This is a genomic window from Pseudoalteromonas sp. 1CM17D, from assembly GCF_023161805.1.
Classification (GTDB): Bacteria; Pseudomonadota; Gammaproteobacteria; order Enterobacterales; family Alteromonadaceae; genus Pseudoalteromonas; species Pseudoalteromonas atlantica.
In genome coordinates this window covers 644,403-662,171 of record NZ_JALNTP010000001.1, presented here as the reverse complement: position 1 = coordinate 662,171, position 17,769 = coordinate 644,403, and the positions used below count along the sequence as shown (strand labels likewise).

At 41.6% G+C, this 17,769-nt stretch carries 13 protein-coding genes; 9 read left to right on the top strand and 4 right to left on the bottom strand.

All coding sequences use genetic code 11. The features are described 5' to 3' along the window. The first annotated feature begins 39 nt into the window (after positions 1–39). From MSC25_RS02945 to MSC25_RS02935, 3 genes are read left to right on the top strand one after another with little or no spacing between them, the layout of a single operon-like run. Positions 40–1,899 carry an alpha-amylase family protein gene (locus MSC25_RS02945; protein WP_248442522.1) on the top strand — a complete coding sequence of 620 codons (1,860 nt, stop codon included), beginning with the start codon at positions 40–42 and terminating at the stop codon, positions 1,897–1,899. Continuing rightward, the gene (locus MSC25_RS02940) at positions 1,892–3,391 is read left to right on the top strand and encodes an MFS transporter (RefSeq protein ID WP_248442520.1); all 1,500 of its coding nucleotides are present in this window, start codon (positions 1,892–1,894) and stop codon (positions 3,389–3,391) included. The genes MSC25_RS02945 and MSC25_RS02940 overlap by 8 nt, the downstream gene beginning before the upstream one ends. 9 nt (positions 3,392–3,400) lie before the next feature. Beyond that, entirely contained in the window at positions 3,401–5,812 is a 2,412-nt protein-coding gene (locus MSC25_RS02935) for a glycoside hydrolase family 15 protein (protein WP_248442519.1), read from the top strand. Positions 5,813–5,920: 108 nt separating this feature from the next. On the opposite strand, the gene MSC25_RS02930 is transcribed toward MSC25_RS02935, so the two are convergent. Further along, positions 5,921–6,937 carry a LacI family DNA-binding transcriptional regulator gene (locus tag MSC25_RS02930; RefSeq protein ID WP_248442517.1) on the bottom strand — a complete coding sequence of 339 codons (1,017 nt, stop codon included), beginning with the start codon at positions 6,935–6,937 and terminating at the stop codon, positions 5,921–5,923. A gap of 279 nt (positions 6,938–7,216) precedes the next feature. Here MSC25_RS02930 and glk point away from each other — a divergent pair, with 279 nt between their 5' ends. The 5 genes from glk to gap all read left to right on the top strand — a co-directional run bounded on the left by glk (position 7,217) and on the right by gap (position 13,103). Continuing rightward, positions 7,217–8,209 (top strand): glucokinase, encoded by a 993-nt coding sequence (gene glk / locus MSC25_RS02925; RefSeq protein ID WP_024034046.1) that lies wholly within the window; start codon positions 7,217–7,219, stop codon positions 8,207–8,209. A 34-nt stretch (positions 8,210–8,243) separates the two neighbouring features. Further along, a complete protein-coding gene (locus MSC25_RS02920) occupies positions 8,244–9,257 on the top strand; it encodes a LacI family DNA-binding transcriptional regulator (protein WP_024034047.1) in 1,014 nt (337 codons plus the stop codon). A 325-nt stretch (positions 9,258–9,582) separates the two neighbouring features. Then, positions 9,583–11,433 carry a phosphogluconate dehydratase gene (gene edd / locus MSC25_RS02915; RefSeq protein ID WP_029773525.1) on the top strand — a complete coding sequence of 617 codons (1,851 nt, stop codon included), beginning with the start codon at positions 9,583–9,585 and terminating at the stop codon, positions 11,431–11,433. A 34-nt stretch (positions 11,434–11,467) separates the two neighbouring features. Then, positions 11,468–12,088: a bifunctional 4-hydroxy-2-oxoglutarate aldolase/2-dehydro-3-deoxy-phosphogluconate aldolase gene (gene eda / locus MSC25_RS02910; protein ID WP_004587806.1), complete on the top strand. Its 621-nt coding sequence runs from the start codon at positions 11,468–11,470 to the stop codon at positions 12,086–12,088. 10 nt (positions 12,089–12,098) lie between these two features. After that, a complete protein-coding gene (gene gap, locus MSC25_RS02905; RefSeq protein ID WP_029773117.1) occupies positions 12,099–13,103 on the top strand; it encodes a type I glyceraldehyde-3-phosphate dehydrogenase in 1,005 nt (334 codons plus the stop codon). A 69-nt stretch (positions 13,104–13,172) separates the two neighbouring features. Here the strand turns inward: gap and MSC25_RS02900 are convergent, their stop codons facing one another. From MSC25_RS02900 to MSC25_RS02890, 3 genes are all read right to left on the bottom strand, one after another. Next, positions 13,173–14,468, bottom strand: coding sequence for a leucine-rich repeat-containing protein kinase family protein (locus MSC25_RS02900; protein WP_248442515.1), 1,296 nt, complete (start codon positions 14,466–14,468; stop codon positions 13,173–13,175). A 73-nt stretch (positions 14,469–14,541) separates the two neighbouring features. Beyond that, positions 14,542–15,267: a YebC/PmpR family DNA-binding transcriptional regulator gene (locus MSC25_RS02895; protein WP_248442513.1), complete on the bottom strand. Its 726-nt coding sequence runs from the start codon at positions 15,265–15,267 to the stop codon at positions 14,542–14,544. A gap of 94 nt (positions 15,268–15,361) precedes the next feature. After that, positions 15,362–17,143 (bottom strand): ABC transporter ATP-binding protein/permease, encoded by a 1,782-nt coding sequence (locus tag MSC25_RS02890; protein ID WP_248442511.1) that lies wholly within the window; start codon positions 17,141–17,143, stop codon positions 15,362–15,364. Between the two features lie 98 nt (positions 17,144–17,241). Between MSC25_RS02890 and MSC25_RS02885 the strand changes: the two genes are divergently transcribed. Continuing rightward, entirely contained in the window at positions 17,242–17,703 is a 462-nt protein-coding gene (locus tag MSC25_RS02885; protein ID WP_248442509.1) for a hypothetical protein, read from the top strand. Positions 17,704–17,769: the final 66 nt, after the last annotated feature.

Genomic DNA, 17,769 nt, shown 5'->3' with positions numbered 1-17,769 from the left:
GTATAAAGTTAATAACAATACTGACAAAAAAGACACACAATGAAAAAATCAGTTTATGTACCCGCAGTACTGTGTAGTGCACTTATTGCTACAGGGTGTTCAGAAAATAACAAACCTGAACAACAGCAAGCACCTGCCCACACGCAAAATGAGCTTACCAAGCCGGTTGTATATCAAGTATTTACCCGTTTGTTTGGTAATACCGAAACAGCCAATGTGCCATGGGGCACTAAAGAGCAAAACGGCGTAGGTAAATTTGCCGACTTTAACGATGCAGCCCTCAAAGGTATTAAAGAGCTAGGTACCACGCACGTTTGGTATACCGGTGTATTACACCACGCGCTAGTGGGCGATTATACCGACTACGGCATTTCACAAGATGACCCCGATGTAGTAAAAGGTCGCGCAGGGTCACCGTACGCAATTAAAGATTACTACGATGTTAACCCCGATTTAGCCGTTAATGTAACAAACCGCATGGGAGAGTTTAGCCAGCTTATTGAACGTACACATAGCCACGGTATGAAAGTCATTATTGATATAGTGCCTAACCATGTTGCCCGAAATTATCAATCACTTGGAAAGCCTAAAGGCGTAGAGGATTTCGGCGCACAAGACGACACCAGTAAAACGTACGATAAAAATAACAACTTTTATTATGTGCCTGGGCAGTCATTTCAAGTGCCTACTTCTACAACTTATACCGTGTTAGGTGGAAAGGATCACCCACTTGCGGATGGCTTTTTTGATGAAACACCTGCTAAATGGACAGGTAACGGTGCCCGTGCACCAAAACCCGATATTAACGATTGGTACGAAACAGTAAAAGTAAATTATGGCGTAAAGCCAGATGGTAGCTACGATTTTGCTCAGCTGCCAAACGACTATAAAGACAAAGATTACCGTGATCATTATGCGTTTTGGCAAGATAAAGAGCTACCAGATAGCTGGTACAAATTTAGAGACATTGCGCTTTTTTGGTTAGACAAAGGCGTTGATGGCTTTAGATACGACATGGCCGAAATGGTACCGGTTGAATTTTGGAGCTTTTTAAATTCGTCAATAAAAATGAAAAAAAGCGATGCCTTTTTATTGGCCGAAGTATATAACCCGTTAATGTACCGTGCCTATATTCAGCAAGGTAAAATGGATTACCTTTACGATAAAGTCGGCTTTTACGATACCTTAAAAGCGATAATGCAACTTAAACAACCTGCCAATAGTATTTTTGATGCGCATCAAAGTGTGCTCGATATAGAGCAACACATGCTGCATTTTTTAGAAAATCACGACGAGCAACGAATCGCAAGCCCGGATTTTGCGGGTAATGCCCAGTGGGGTAAACCTGCTTTAGTTGTTTCTAATTTAATTAGCCGCGCGCCAACACTTTTATATTTTGCTCAAGATGTGGGAGAAGATGGCTCTGAAAACGCGGGGTTTGGAGCGCCGACACGTACCAGTATTTTTGACTACATTGGCGTTCCAGCGCACCAAGCATGGATGAATAACGGAAAATTTGATGGCGCTAATTTAACCGCAGAGCAAGTAGCACTTCGTGATTACTACAAAGCGGTTATGTCACTGAATAGTTTACCTGCTGTAGTAGGCGGAGAAATGTCGGCACTTAACCTTGTAGGAAGTGAACGTGTTGTTGGTTTTACCCGCTCTTTAGGCCAGCAAAGTGTGTATGTGTTAAGTAACTTTAGCGAGCAGCCACAAACAGTTACGGTTAATTTATCAAAGGCACAATTAGGTGCAATGAGTGAAAATACGCTATTAAATGATTTACTTGAAAATCACACCACCGAGCTTAAAGCTCACCCGCAATGCGCTACATTTAACCTCACACTTGATGCATTTAGCAGCGCAGTATTAACAAATAAGGCTAATAATGAATAATCAAAATAATAATACCGATAAGCCAAATTTAAGTTTTTGGCAAATATGGAACATGTGCTTTGGCTTTTTAGGCATACAATTTGGTTTTGCCCTGCAAAACGGCAATGTGAGCCGAATATTTCAAACATTAGGCGCACAAGTTGATGATATTCCCATTTTATGGGTTGCAGCCCCGCTTACAGGCTTAATTGTTCAGCCTATTATAGGCTATTGGAGTGATAAAACGTGGGGGCGCTTTGGCCGTCGTCGTCCGTTCTTTTTTTTAGGTGCAGTGTTAACAACGCTTTCACTATTTATTATGCCGCATTCACCAACGCTTTGGATTGCCGCGGGTATGTTATGGATCATGGATGCGTCAATCAACGTAACCATGGAACCGTTTAGAGCACTTGTTGGTGATAACTTGCCAGAAAAGCAACGCGCGACAGGCTACGGTTTACAAAGCTTTTTTATTGGTATTGGGGCGGTGTTAGCCTCAGCGCTACCATGGATGATGACCAACTGGTTTGATGTAAGTAATACCGCAGCCCCAGGGCAAATTCCTGAATCTGTTAAATACTCATTTTATTGGGGCGGGGTGGTGTTACTTGTCGCCGTGCTTTGGACCGTAGCACGTACTAAAGAATACAGCCCTGAGCAATTAGCGGCTTTTGAAAAGCAAAGCGCTCAACCTACTACAAGCAAAGTGGTTGATATTAACTTTAATAAAGGTGCCATTATTTTTGTGGTACTGGGTTTAGCAACTCTTGCATTAGTCATGGGCTTATCCCTTGAAAAAGAATTATACCTACTTGCTGGTGGTTTATTAGCGTTTGGTATTGTGCAGTGGATTGCAGCGGCGCTTAAAAGTGCGAATAAAACCCAAGGTGGTTTTTACCAAGTAGTACAAGATGTATTTACTATGCCGGAGGCTATGAAGCAGCTTGCTTGGGTGCAGTTTTTTAGCTGGTTTACTTTATTTGCTATGTGGATTTATACCACCGCTGCAGTAACAAGCTTTCATTATGGTAGTAGTGATGCAACTTCTAAAGCATTTAACGATGGCGCAGACTGGGTGGGTATTTTATTTGCCGCTTACAATGGATTTGCCGCAATTGCCGCTATGTGTATTCCGTTTTTAGTTAAAAAAATGGGATTAAAAGGCGCGCATTGCTTTAATTTATTGCTGGGCGCGTTAGGTCTTGCAAGCTTTATGTTTATTCAAGACCCTAAAATGTTACTTATACCTATGATTGGAGTAGGGTTTGCTTGGGCGTCTATTTTATCACTCCCGTATGCCATGTTAAGTAACGCACTACCGAGTAACAAAATGGGCGTTTATATGGGGATTTTTAACTTTTTTATAGTTATACCTCAGTTACTTGCCGCCAGTGTTTTAGGGCTTATTTTACGCCACGTATTTTCTAATCAGCCTATTTACGCATTATTAATTGGTGCAGCTTCGTTTGTTGTTGCTGCTGTTGCAGTAATGCGCGTTAAAAATTCTCATTAAGGACACACAATGAAAAAATATAACCTTATAACCGCCTCTCTTTTAACGTTAGGTTTAACGGCTTGCGGCGCTCAAAACACAAGCACGACTAACGAAAGTACCACAGCACAGGTTACATCAGCACCAGGCGCCCCAGGCGCAGAGCCTTTTTGGGCTTATGCGGGTAAAACAGGTATTGGTACATCATACGAGCAATACCAAAACGGCCAATACACTGATGCAGCTGCAACGGGGGATGTGTCTAAAGTATGGTTTTCAATAGCTAAAGGTATGATCACCGAAACCATGTTTGGGCTTATTCACCAAGCACAAATAAAAGACATGCAATTTATAGTAACAGGTAAAGATTTTACCGTTAGTGAAGCGGATGATTTAAATGTCACCATTGATTACTTACATAAAGATGCACAAGGTCGCCCGTTATCGCTGGCTTATAAAGTAACAAGCACTGATAAACAAGGCCGTTTTAGCCTAGAAAAACACATCTTTACTGACCCAGATGGGCAAACCCTATTTGTACGCAGCGTATTTAATACTGAGCTTGAAGGGCTAAAAGCGTATGTGTCTGTTAATCCGTACATTAATAATAACGGCTTAGGTGACTTTGCTAAAACAACAGAGCAAGGCCTAGTAGCATGGGAAAACGATAACTATCTATCACTTCAATCCGCGTCACCATTTAAAGCAAAAACGGTAGGGTTTACAGGAAAAAGTGACGGTATTAACACCCTTAAAACTACGCAATCTATAACTACCCAATACACAAATACCGGCGAAACTGCTGGTAATGTAAGCATGCTTGCAGAGCTTGGCGAGATAAGTGCAAATACCACTTTTGATTTAGCCCTGAGCTTTGGTAAAACGCAGCAGCAAAGTATAAAGCAAGGCGAAAAAAGCTTAGCTAAAGGGTACCAAACGGTGCTCGATCACTACAACGGCAAAGGTGAAGCGCTAGGCTGGGAAGATTACCTACAAAGCCTAAAACCGCTTAATACCATGGTTGAACAAACAGCCGATAACGGTAAGCTTTTATACACCAGCGCCATGGTATTAAAAGCACAAGAAGATAAAACACACGCAGGGGCATTAATTGCTTCTTTATCTAACCCATGGGGCGAAACGGTTTCAGCCAAAGAGGGTTCTACGGGTTATAAAGCGGTATGGGTGCGCGATTTTTATCAAGTAGCCATGGCATTTATGGCGCTTGGTGATACTGCCACAGCAAAAACAGCGTTTGAATACCTTGAAAAAGTGCAAGTAAATAGCAAAACACCAGGTAATAAAGGCGATACAGGCTGGTTTTTACAAAAAACACACGTAGATGGTGAATTAGAATGGGTAGGCGTACAGCTTGACCAAACCGCTATGCCTATCATGCTGGCATGGAAGTTACATAAAGCCAACGTACTTAGCGATGAAGAGCTAAAAAACTGGTACGGCAAAATGTTAAAACCAGCGGCAGATTTTTTAGTAGAGGGCGGACTTGCTAAAATTTTGTGGAACGACACACAAATTACACCACCGGCAACACAACAAGAGCGCTGGGAAGAGCAAAGCGGTTATTCGCCATCTACAACTGCGGCAATAGTGGCAGGCCTTATTACCGCAAGCGATATCGCAACGCTTAGTGGTGATGATAAAAACGCGCAGCGCTACCTTGCCACGGCTAAAAAATACAGCAGCGATATTGAATCGCAAATGTTTACTACCGAAGGTAACTTAAAAGGCGAGAATAGCGATGGCGAATACTTTATTCGTATAGGCCAAGATACCGATGCAAACTCAAACACTAAAATTAACGCTAATAATGGCCGCGAAGGGTTTAATAAAAAGCAAATTTTAGATGGCGGCTTTTTAGAGCTAGTACGCTATGGCGTACGCGGTGCAAATGATGAAAGCATCGTTAAAACACTACCTGAGTATGACGACGAAACGCTTGAAGATAACCTACAAGTTAAATACAGCTTTAGCTTTGACGATGGCAGCGGCACTTTTGCAGGCTACCGCCGCTATGGCAATGATGGCTACGGTGAAGATGAAGTTAAAGGCACAAACTATGCTGAGGGTGGCAGTAATACACCAGGCCAACGTGGGCGTGTATGGCCATTTTTCACCGGTGAGCGCGGGCATTACGAAATCGCAGCGGCTAATGCAAACAACGCTCTGGATGATGCTAAACAAGCGCAAATTAAAAACAGCTATGTGAAAGGCTTAGAGCAATTTGCTAATAACGGCCTTATGTTACCAGAGCAAGTATGGGATGGTGTAGGGGTTAACAAAGCAGGTTATGAGCTAGGCGAGGGAACTAATTCAGCAACACCATTGGCATGGACTCATGCCGAGTATATTAAATTAGTCCGTTCACTGAGCGACAAACAAGTTTGGGATCATTATCCCGTTGTTGAGAAAGCTTTAAAATAAGGCTAGTACAAAATGTAAAATTAAAGCCACGGTTAACAGCCGTGGCTTTTTTGTATCTAAGTGGGGGTTTAATGTTTAATAAGCACAATGAAGTTGAGTGATAAATTCTTAACTAGACCCTCTGGCAATTAATACCGGCGGTAAAAGGGTGCTTTGTACTTTTTCTTCACGTATTAATTTAAGCAGGTTCTCTACTAACATTTGCCCTGCGACGGTGGTGTCTTGCGCTATGGTGGTGAGCGGTGGGTTTATGTAGCTTGCAATGGCTATGTTATCAAAACCGACCACGGCCACTTCGTTAGGGACATTAATATTGGCTTCTTTTAAAGCGCGAATTGCACCAATGGCAATTAAATCACTAGCGGCAAATAAGGCGTTAAATTTAATGTTATTAGCAATAAGTGAGCGCGTAGCATGATAACCAGACTCTTCAGTAGAAATAGCATTGGCCATTTTTCGCTCATTAATGGTTATACCATTATTAAGTAGCTCATCTTTAAACCCCTGAAAGCGGGCAAAAAATTCTGGGCTGTGATCAGATGCATCACCGATAAACGCGCAATCGGTGCGGCTATGGGCAATTAAATGGCCAGCGGCTAGTTTGCCCCCGCCGTAGTTGTCGCAGCATACAGTAAGGTCTGGGCGGTTATCTACTGTGGCGCCCCAGCATACAAACTTAGTGTTTTGGTCAAGCAAGGTTTTAAATTTTGGCTGAAAGTCTATGTAATCACCATAGCCGAGCAAAATAATACCATCGGCTCTGTGGCTGTCTTCGTAGTCGGCTTGCCAATCGGCGCTAGCTGATTGAAACGACACCAATAAGTCGTAACCTTCTTTTGCACACGCACGGGTAATACTGCCCAGCATTGATAAAAAGAATGGGTTTATTTGTGATTCATCTGATGTTGGGTCTTCAAACAACAATAGCGCAAGGGTACTACTTTGCTGAGTACGTAAGTTGCTGGCATTTTTATCAACTTTATAGTTAAGTTGTTTTGCTATGTCGTGGACGCGTTTGCGTGTTTCTTCATTAACAAGGGGGCTGTTACGTAAAGCGCGAGATACAGTTGATTGTGAAACCCCTGCATAATGGGCAATGTCAAATGAGGTGGCTTTACCTTTCATTGTTACAACTTAATTAAATGCTAAATAATTGTGTCATTTTCGACTATTAGTGAATTATTTCAAGCTTTTTGCGATTTATTATTGATCTAATCCTGACACCGGTGTCATAATGTCAATGTTTTATCATTTTGTTGTCAAAACGTATTAGCTGCTATTTTATATAGCAGCCTTTTTTACTGTGATAGCTACTTTGAGGTGATAGCTCAAAGTGTATAAATAACAACGCATAGTCGTTGTAAAATAATAAGCATAAGCCGCTTACACAAAAGAGATAATACCATGAGCCAAAATTCTTCTGCCCAGTTTAACCCTATCTTAGTTGCCGATATTGGTGGCACCAATGCGCGCTTTGCATTAATTACCGACTTTAATGAGCAAACTAACCAATTTGTTATTGAGCATATTAACATATTTCCCAGTGCTAATTTTGGCTCTTTAGAAAGCGCACTTGAACAATACCTAACAACGATTCCTCATGTTACGCCAACTCAGGCATGTTTAGCTGTTGCAGGCCCTATAAAAGCAGGCCAAGTGCATTTAACCAATTTAGGTTGGCACTTTAGTGTTAGTGAATTTAAAGCACATTTTAATTTAACACAATTAGAAGTAATTAATGACTTTGCTGCATTTGCTTATGCAGCGCCTTATTTAGACTCAACGCAAAATATTACTATTAAGCCTGGTCAAGCCGATGCAAATGCAAATATTGGTGTTATGGGACCAGGTACTGGCTTTGGTGCTGCGTGTTTAGTGCGTACAGCGCAGTCAACTGCAGTATTAAGCTCTGAGGGCGGGCATATGTCGCTTGCTCCTGTAAACGAGCTAGACGCTTTATTAATTAACGAGCTTCGAAAAGAGCACCCTCATGTATCTATAGAGACTGTTTTTTCAGGCCCTGGTATTGCCCATTTATACAAAGCAATGGCAGCCGTGAAAGGGGTTACAGCTAAAAATTTAGATGCGGCACAAATTAGTAGCCTTGCAAACAGTGGCGAGTGTGAAGTGTGCGATGCAACGCTTAATCAGTTTTGTGACTGGATAGGCAGTGTGGCAGGCGATTTAGCGGTAGTATACGGCGCATTAGGTGGCCTATTTATAGGCGGCGGTATTTTACCGCGTATGCAAACGCGATTACTTGAAAGCCGTTTTGTAGAGCGTTTTTCGCAAAAAGGTGTTATGTCGCAATATGCAGGGCAAATTCCAGTTACTTTAGTAACACAAGATAACATACCGCTAATTGGGGCGGGTGCGTGTTTATATAACAGCAAGTAAATTTGCTTAATGGTTGTATTTGGATAATGAACAAATGAAAAAAGTAACCATAAATAGCGTAGCAAGCCATGCAGGCGTTTCTAAAAAAACCGTGTCGCGGGTTTTAAATAATGAGCCTAACGTGAGTGCAGCTACGCGCGAAAAAGTACTTAAAGTATTTAAAGAGCTTGATTACACGCCTAACCCAATAGCACGCGGACTTGCGCAAAATCGCAGCTTTATTATTGGCTGCTTATATGACAACCCCAGTAAAAGTTATATAACTCGCGTACAAACAGGTGCGCTTGCTGCCTGTAAAGAAAATAACTACAACTTACTAATACACCCGTGTGAATTACGTGGCGATGATTTAATTAACGATATAGAGCAGTTATTACAAACCTCGCGTTTAGATGGCGTAGTACTGACCCCGCCATTTGGTGATTTTGAAAAACTCGCTAATTTTTTAAAAGCTAAAAAAATACCCTATGCACGGGTTGCATCGGCCCTGCTAGAAGATGATTCAATTTCAGTGCGCAGCAACGACGAGCAGGGCGCTTATGAAATAACCGAGCACTTAATTTCGCTTGGTCATAAGTCGATTGCTTTTATTAAAGGCCACCCTGATCACAGTGCTACGCAACAGCGCTTTAAAGGTTACAGGCGAGCGTTGGCAAGCCACGGTATAGAATTTGACGAGCGCCTAGTAGAAGAGGGTAACTTTAGTTATCACTCAGGTGTAGACAGTGCGCGCAGCATTTTAGATTTATCGCCACGTCCTACAGCGGTATTTGCATCAAACGATTACATGGCGGCGGCGGTATTAAAGCTTGCCACACAGCGCCAATTACGCGTACCCGATGATATTTCTATTGCAGGGTTTGATAACGCACCAATTGCACGCCATATATGGCCGGGCTTAACGACTATTGCACAACCTGTTGAAGAAATGACTAAACAAGCTGTTACGCAGCTTATATCGCATATTTCGCAGCCACAAGAGCAGCCGTATCAGGTAACGCTAGAATCACGCTTAATTACCCGCGAGTCTACTGCTGCAATAAAATAACCCCCTTTTTTGTTTTTCACAGTAACCCGAATTTGAGTGACGCTTATTCGGGTTTTTTTTATGCGGATTTTAGCAAATAAACTAAAATTAGCATGGTCATTAATTGGTCACGTTAAAATTTTACACTATTTTTGTTACTCAGGGTTGACACCGGTGTCAATGCTATGCGTTAATACAGTGACACCGGTGTCAGGGTTGTTGTGAGAGGCTCCCTGGTAGCGTACCTTTGAACGGGTAAATCAAAGATGCTCAGTGCAGTTATTTACGTGGAGTCTGTAATTGCTACTGAGCCTTTTTCCTCTAACTAATAGAGATGAGCTAAATTATGTTGCACCCTCGCATTGAAGAAGTCACCCAACGCGTTATTGAACGCAGTAAACAAACCCGTCAAGATTATTTAGATCGTATTTCGCACGCAAAAAAACAAACAAGAGTCCGTGCCGGGCTAGGCTGCGGAAACATCGCTCACGTTATGGCTGCGTGTAGCAGCGACGACAAAGCGCGCTTAAAGGCTGATGAGCAGCCAAATCTTGCTATTATCAACTCATATAACGATATGCTTTCGGCCCATGTGCCATACAAAGATTTCCCAGATTTAATTAAAGACCTTGCTACTAAGTACGACGCAACTGCCCAAGTTGCAGGCGGTGTACCAGCAATGTGTGATGGCGTTACGCAAGGGCGTGACGGCATGGAATTATCGCTTTTTTCTCGCGACGTAATTGCTATGTCTACTGCGGTATCACTATCGCATGACGTATTTGACGGCGTTTTTTGTTTAGGCGTATGTGACAAAATTGTCCCAGGTTTATTAATTGGTGCCTTATCTTTTGGTCACTTACCGGTATTCTTTTTACCTGCTGGGCCAATGCAATCTGGTATTCCTAACAAAGAAAAAGCACGTATTCGCCAAAAATTTGCACAAGGCTTAGTAAGCCGTGAAGACTTACTTGAAGCTGAAAGCGCCTCGTACCACAGCGCAGGTACTTGTACGTTTTACGGTACTGCTAACTCAAACCAAATGTTAATGGAAATAATGGGCTTACACCTTCCAGGTAGCTCGTTTATTAACCCTTACACTGAGCTTCGCGATGGTTTAACAGGTAATGCTGTAGAAACCATGCTTAAGCAGCTTACAGATGATAAAGAAAGCCCGTGTTTAGCAGATGTCATCAGCGAAAAAACCATTATTAATGGTTTAGTTGGCTTGCTATCTACAGGTGGCTCAACTAACCACGCTATTCATATTGTTGCCATCGCAAAAGCGGCGGGCATACAAGTAACGTGGAAAGACATGTCTGATTTATCAGAAGTTGTACCACTACTTACGCGTATTTATCCTAACGGCTCAGCCGATGTAAACCATTTCCAAGCCGCAGGCGGTATGGGCTTCTTAATGCGTGAATTAGCCGGCGCGGGTTACTTGCATACTGATGTTAAAACAATGCTTGGTGAAGGTTTAGCGCCTTACATGATGGAGCCGCGTTTAGATAAAGACGACAGCTTAATTATGAGCAACTCAACAGGCCCTTCAAAAGTTAAATGGGTAGATTGCCCAGAAAACTCACTCGATGAAGAAGTACTGCGTCCAATTAGCAATCCATTTAGCAAGCAAGGCGGCCTACAACTACTTACGGGTAACCTAGGTAAAGCCGTCATTAAAGTCTCTGCTGTAGCCACTGAGCACCAAGTAGTAACAGCCCCAGCTAAAGTATTTAGCTCACAAGGCGAACTGCAAGAGGCATACAGCCGTGGCGAGTTAAACCAAGACTTTATTGCCGTGCTTAAAGAGCAAGGCCCTAAAGCGAAAGGTATGCCAGAGCTGCATAAATTAACACCTGTAATGGCAACACTTCAAGACGAAGGCTTTAAAGTAGCTATTGTGACTGATGGCCGTATGTCGGGCGCATCAGGTAAAGTGCCTGCTGCTATTCACTTAGCGCCAGAAGCTGTTGAAGGTGGCATTATTGCAAAAATTCTTGAGGGCGATTTAGTAACCCTAGATGCGCCAAACGGAATATTAAAAGTACATGTTAGCGATGAAGAGCTTGCTAAGCGTGAACTACAACTTAGCCAACCAAGCTTAACCTTTGGTACCGGCCGAGAATTATTTACTGGATTTAGAAATATTGTAAGCAGCGCCGATTTAGGTGCGAGTGCTTTTGGACTTGAATAATAATTGCCACACACTGGGTAATGAGGAACAAGTAATGAGTATTGAAAAAATCTTAGCGTCGGCACCTGTGGTGCCAGTGGTTGTAATCGAAAAACTAGAAGATGCAGCACCACTCGCTAGAGCGTTATACAACGGTGGCTTAAAAGCCCTTGAAATTACGCTACGCACGCCTGTTGCAGTGGAAGCTGTAAAACTAATGAAAGCAGAAGTTCCAGAAGCTTACGTTGGTACAGGTACAGTGGTTGATAAAGCAAGCTTTGATGCTTCAGTAGAAGCAGGCGCTGATTTTATGGTAAGCCCAGGTGTAAGTGATGAATTACTAGCACTAGCTAAAGATTCAGACATTCCGTTTTTACCGGGTGCAGCAACTGCAAGTGAAGTAATGCAGTTAGCAAGCCATGGCTTTAAGTACTTAAAATTCTTCCCTGCAGAGGCTGCAGGTGGAACGGCAATGCTTAAGTCGATTGGCGGGCCATTGCCGCACATTACTTTTTGCCCAACCGGTGGTATTAGTCTAGCAACAGCCCCTAATTACTTAGCGCTTAATAACGTTATTTGTGTTGGTGGTACGTGGATGCTAGATAAGCAACTAATTGAAAACAAAGACTGGCAAGCCATTGAAGCGCTTGCTCGACAAGCAAGTGAAGTTAAATAGGAGTCTAAAAATGATTAATGTAGCAATTAATGGCTATGGCCGTATCGGTCGCAACGTACTACGTGCACTTTACGAGTCAGCACAAAACAGTGAAATTAAAATTGTAGCAATTAACGATTTAGCACCGGCTAACGTAAATGCGCATTTAACACAATTTGACTCAGTTCACGGTCAATTTTCTCAAAAAGTAACGTTATCAGATAACACTATGCTGATTGGTGATGACGTAATTACTTTGACTCAAGAGCGTGACCCTGCAAACTTACCGTGGAAAGAGTTAAACGTAGATATCGTTTTAGAATGTACTGGTTTTTTCACTAAGCGTGAAGACGCAGCTAAGCACATTACAGCAGGTGCTAAAAAAGTAATTGTATCTGCTCCTGGTAAAGATTTAGATGCAACGGTAGTACATGGTGTTAACAGCGACGTAATTAACGCTGATAGCAACATTATCTCTAACGCATCATGTACGACTAACTGTTTAGCGCCAATTGCAAAAGCAATTAACGACACAGTAGGTATTGAACAAGGTAGCATGACTACAATTCATGCTTATACAAACGATCAAAACTTATCTGACGTTTATCACCCAGACCTATACCGTGCACGTAGCGCAACACAGTCTATGATCCCAACTAAAACAGGTGCTGCTGCAGCTGTTGGCTTAGTACTTCCTGAGCTTGCGGGTAAATTAGACGGTATGTCGGTACGTGTACCTACTATCAATGTTTCTTTAGTTGATTTTACGTTTATTACTAAGCGCGAAACAACAGCTGAAGAAATCAACGAAGTAATGAAAGCCGCAGCAACAGGTTCAATGAAAGAAATTTTAGAGTACAACGAGCTTCCGCTTGTTTCTATTGATTTTAATCACAACCCTGCGTCATCAATTTTTGATGCAACGCAAACTAAAGCTGATGGCAAACTAGTTAAAGTAATGGCTTGGTACGACAACGAGTGGGGTTTCTCAAACCGCATGTTAGACCAAGTTAAAGCATTAGGTCAGTACTTATAATTGACCGCGTAAAAGTTTAGCTTTATCCAACCAAGCCTGCATTATGCAGGCTTTTTTATTTTGATTAATTTATACCCGCTCGTTTAATAGAGCGCTTAGCTCTTTAAAACTAGGACGCGATGCAATATCCGTATTTATAGCACGCGCTGCTATATCGGACATTTTATTAAACAGTTCGCTTTGCTTATCTGCAGTGCTAACAGTGCTTAATAAGTCCTCAATTAAGCAACCAAAAGCGCGGACTTCTATTAACTGTATTTGCTGTTGCTGATATTCGCTAAGCATGGCTAAATTTGTTGCTGCACCAAAATCACCAAATAAAACGTCATATTGTTCATTTATCATGGTGTTATGGGCGTAAATATCGCCATGACTTACGTTGTTAGCATGTAAGTGGGTAAGGGTGCTTATCATTTGCTGGGCAACTTTATAAATTGCCTCAGGCGAATAGTGACAGTGTGTATTAAAGGTATCGCGCGTACAGGTTTCTAAACTTGGCGGCAAACCTAAATTAGTAAAGCGTGTATCTATTAGCTCCATCACTAAACCAAGCTGTGTGCTTTGCTCTATGTAGCTTAATACGTTAATTAAGTTTTTATGATAGCCTGCTTGTAAACAGCAGTTTACTTCATCAAGTGGGTAGCCATCGCTTGTAATTGCCCCTTTAAATAATTTTACCGCGACATCGTGCTGTGCTGTTTTAGCTAAATGAATAACGCCCGATGCACCTTGGCCAATTACTTTTTTAAGCTGAAAATTTTCAAGTGGTGTGTTTTGTAAACGACTGTTAGTTAAGCTTTGAGCTTTATTAAATGCATTACTCGCAAAGGCAAGCCAAGCAAGTTTGGGGAGTTCTAATAGCCAATTATCAAGTTTTGTTAGGTTATTAGCGGAGAGCCTAACTAGTTCTAAATTAGTACAAGAGGCCATACCCGCGGGTAGTTGTTTTAGGTTATTTCCTGCAAGGGCGAGCTTTTTAAGCTGTGTGTAATTACCAAAGTCACTTGGCAATGCGCTTAATTTGTTATCGGTCAGTATTAACCATTCAATATTTTTAGATAAGCTGTTTAGTGCAAACTCTGTTATTTGATTGCCTTTAAATGCAACCATAATTAAAGCAGGGCACTTAGCGAGTACTTTAGGTATATGTTTAAATTGGTTAAACGATAAAAACACCCGCTTAAGCTTTGTTAAGCACGCAAACTCATCTGGCAGTGTAGTGAGATTATTGTTTGATAAATCGAGTACTTCTAAGGTATCTGCAAGGGTTAAAATTTCTAAAGGAAACTCAGTTAAGCCTTCTACGAGTTGTAAGCGAGTAACACCATTCAACCTACCAGCTTTAAGCTCTGCAAGGGTATTCATAAATTTTCACAAGCCTTTTAAAATAAAAAAGCCAACATCGCTGTTGGCTTAAAGTAAATACGTTTAGTAAAGTTTAAAATTGCGCGTTATGGTAAACGTTTTGCACGTCGTCACAATCTTCAAGCATGGCTAAAAAGCGCTCCATTACTTCTACGTCTTCACCATCAATAGGGGCTTCAACTTGTGGTACAAACGAAATTAAATCTACGTCAAAATCTGTAATACCCATTTCTTCAAGCGCTGTACGGGTGTTGTTGTATTCTGTATGTGGTGCAAAAACCGTCACTTTACCGTTTTCTACTTCTACATCTGTTACATCAACATCGGCCATCATAAGGGCTTCTAGTACAGCTTCATCGTCATCGTCATCGTCATCGCCATCAAAAACAAAAATAGCGAGGTGATCGAATAAATGTGATACCGAATTTTGTGCGCCTATTTTAGCGTTTGCTTTGGTAAAACAAATACGTACATCAGCAAACGTGCGTTTGTTGTTGTCGGTTAAACAGTCAACAATAATCATACAGTTACCAGGGCCGTAACCCTCATAACGTGTGGCTGCGTAATCTTCACCGCCACCGCCTTTGGCTTTGTCTATTGCGCGCTCAATAACGTGTGCGGGTACCTGGTCTTTTTTAGCGCGCTCGATTAAACGGCGCAGCGCAAGGTTACCATCTGGATCTACGCCACCATTTTTAGCGCAAATGTATATTTCTTTACCGTACTTAGAATAAACTTTAGTTTTAGCACCCGCAGTTTTAGCCATTGAATCTTTTTTGTTTTGGTAAGCTCTTCCCATCTGCGTTTCGCCTTAATATATGTAAATTATTGAATAAAATTGCAAGGCCGTATTCTAAAGGTAAAGCCGCAGTATCGCCAGTAAATGGCGTTAATTAATCATCTTGCTGTTGTAATTGCCACATTTGAGCGTATTGACCATTTTGTAATAAAAGCGCTGAATGTGTGCCTTGCTCAACCAGTTCGCCCTTTTTAAATACTAATATGTTATCGGCATCAACTATAGTTGATAGCCGGTGTGCAATCACAATACTGGTGTGGTTTTGAGTTACATCGCGCATTGCCTTTAAAATGGCTTGCTCTGCGTGCGAGTCGAGCGCCGAGGTCGCCTCATCAAAAATTAAAATAGGAGATTGCTTTAAAATTGCACGTGCAATTGCAATACGTTGTTTTTCGCCGCCAGATACTTTTAAACCGCGCTCGCCCACTAACGTTTTATCGCCTTGCGCTAAAGTTGAAATAAAGTCCTTTAAATGGGCCATTTCTATTGCTTTATCTATTTCACTATCGCTTGCTGTGGGTCTGCCATAGGCGATGTTTTCGCGTATGCTGGTGTTAAATAGCACGGTGTCTTGTGGCACTATAGCAATGGCTTTACGCAGGCTATCGAGGGTGACGGCGTCTATAGCTTGGTTATCTATGGTTATACTGCCCGCGCTAATATCGTAAAAGCGATAAAGTAACCGCGCCAAAGAGCTCTTACCTGCACCACTTGCACCTACAACGGCAACCTTACTGCCTGCTTTAACTTTAAAGCTAATATTACTAAGAATAGGGCGGTTGGCATCGTAACTAAAACTGACATTATTAAAGGCTATATTGCCTTTGCTAACACAAAGGTGTTGAGCATGGGGTCGGTGCGTTACCTGTGGTTTTTTATTAAGTAAGCCCAGCATGTTTTCTAAATCGGTTAGGGCGCGTCTTATTTCTCGATAAACAAATCCTAAAAAGTTAAGCGGTAAAAATAATTGGATCATGTAGGCGTTTATCATTACAAGTTCGCCAATTGTTAGAGCGCCCGTTACCACTTCTTTGGCACCTAACCACATTAGCGCTGTAATAGCGCTTGCAATTATTAACGCTTGGCCTGAATTAAGCGCAAGCAATGACATTCTATTTTTTAAACGGGCGGTTTCCCAATTTGCTAAAAAAGAGTCGTATGTTTTGGCTTCAAATTCTTCGTTATTAAAATATTTTACAGTTTCGTAGTTAAGCAGGCTGTCTATGGCGCGCGTATTACTAAGGTTATCGGCGGCGTTTGCCTCACGTATAAAACGGTTTCGCCACTGCGTTACTGTTACAGTAAAGGTAATATAAATAGCAACCGCTAATAAAGTTATTAACGCAAACCAAATAGAAAATAGCGAGCCAAAAATAATAGCAACGGTCAGTATTTCAAAAAGGGTGGGGACAATATTAAACATTAAAAAACGCATTAAAAAGCTCAGCCCACTAGTACCACGCTCTATATCACGGCTTATTCCACCTGTTTGCCTATCGAGATGAAAAGCAAGCTCTAGCGAGTGTAAATGTTTAAATACTTTTAACCCAATATCACGCATCGCGTGCTCTGTCACACGAGAGAACACCGCATCTCTTACTTCGCCTAAAAACACGCTGGCAAACCTAAGCCCACCATACAAAAGCAATAGTAATGCAGGGATAACTAAAACTGGATTGATTGATTTATCAACCGAGTCGATAATTTCTTTTAATGCCCAAGGCATTAAAAGAGTTGCGCCTTTAGCTCCTATAAGGGCTAAAAGTGCAATAAATACGCGCCCTTTAAATTTAGTAATGTATGGCCACAGCGTTTTAATGCTTTGTTTTAAGGTCATTGCATCGGTGCGTTTTATAGTACTGTGTTTAGAGCGCATTACGGATCTCAGTCAAATAAATACTTAATTAATATGCATTGTATTTTAAATACTTGCCCATATATACTACGCATCCCTTATTTTAGCTTGACGCAACCATGTTTAACATTCGTGTGTTTATATCTGCTTTTTTACTGTTTTGTGCGCTTTTTAGTGTTCAAAGTAGTGCGCAGTGCGCGACACATAAATTAAACACTGTAACCACCTCATTGAGTGTGTTTGCTGATAGCGTTGAGTTAGCTAAAACGCTGCCTATATCAAAATCGGTAAAGGGGAGTGAGCACAAAAAAACTCATCAAACAGGGTTTGACGCTCATCAACCTAGGTTAACGGCTAGTAATTCTTCGTTATTTTTACATGTCGCGCAAAGTGAGCCTGAATACGACGTTGTATTTGAATTTTTTGCACACACCCTTTTTAGAGAAATATACCTAAGCCCCAACGCGTTTATTGCCCAACGGCCATGGTATACACTTGTAACGCATAGTAAAAAGTCGCGACTCAGTGGCTGGAAAGACGCTAATTTACTTTATACCGCCGTAAGCACCTATCACGCTTAATTTTCTTATTTAATTTTTATTAGGTTTTAACGTTTTACGTTTAGGCCTTGAGATTAATTGTGCTTT

Bases quoted from the DNA above. Each gene is read 5' to 3' on its own strand.
- eda (WP_004587806.1), top strand. From the start codon at position 11,468: ATGAGTATTGAAAAAATCTTAGCGTCGGCACCTGTGGTGCCAGTGGTT.
- MSC25_RS02930 (WP_248442517.1), bottom strand. From the start codon at position 6,937: ATGAAAGGTAAAGCCACCTCATTTGACATTGCCCATTATGCAGGGGTT.
- edd (WP_029773525.1), top strand. From the start codon at position 9,583: ATGTTGCACCCTCGCATTGAAGAAGTCACCCAACGCGTTATTGAACGC.
- MSC25_RS02890 (WP_248442511.1), bottom strand. From the start codon at position 17,143: ATGCGCTCTAAACACAGTACTATAAAACGCACCGATGCAATGACCTTA.
- MSC25_RS02920 (WP_024034047.1), top strand. From the start codon at position 8,244: ATGAAAAAAGTAACCATAAATAGCGTAGCAAGCCATGCAGGCGTTTCT.
- gap (WP_029773117.1), top strand. From the start codon at position 12,099: ATGATTAATGTAGCAATTAATGGCTATGGCCGTATCGGTCGCAACGTA.
- MSC25_RS02895 (WP_248442513.1), bottom strand. From the start codon at position 15,267: ATGGGAAGAGCTTACCAAAACAAAAAAGATTCAATGGCTAAAACTGCG.
- MSC25_RS02900 (WP_248442515.1), bottom strand. From the start codon at position 14,468: ATGAATACCCTTGCAGAGCTTAAAGCTGGTAGGTTGAATGGTGTTACT.
- MSC25_RS02885 (WP_248442509.1), top strand. From the start codon at position 17,242: ATGTTTAACATTCGTGTGTTTATATCTGCTTTTTTACTGTTTTGTGCG.
- MSC25_RS02940 (WP_248442520.1), top strand. From the start codon at position 1,892: ATGAATAATCAAAATAATAATACCGATAAGCCAAATTTAAGTTTTTGG.
- glk (WP_024034046.1), top strand. From the start codon at position 7,217: ATGAGCCAAAATTCTTCTGCCCAGTTTAACCCTATCTTAGTTGCCGAT.
- MSC25_RS02935 (WP_248442519.1), top strand. From the start codon at position 3,401: ATGAAAAAATATAACCTTATAACCGCCTCTCTTTTAACGTTAGGTTTA.
- MSC25_RS02945 (WP_248442522.1), top strand. From the start codon at position 40: ATGAAAAAATCAGTTTATGTACCCGCAGTACTGTGTAGTGCACTTATT.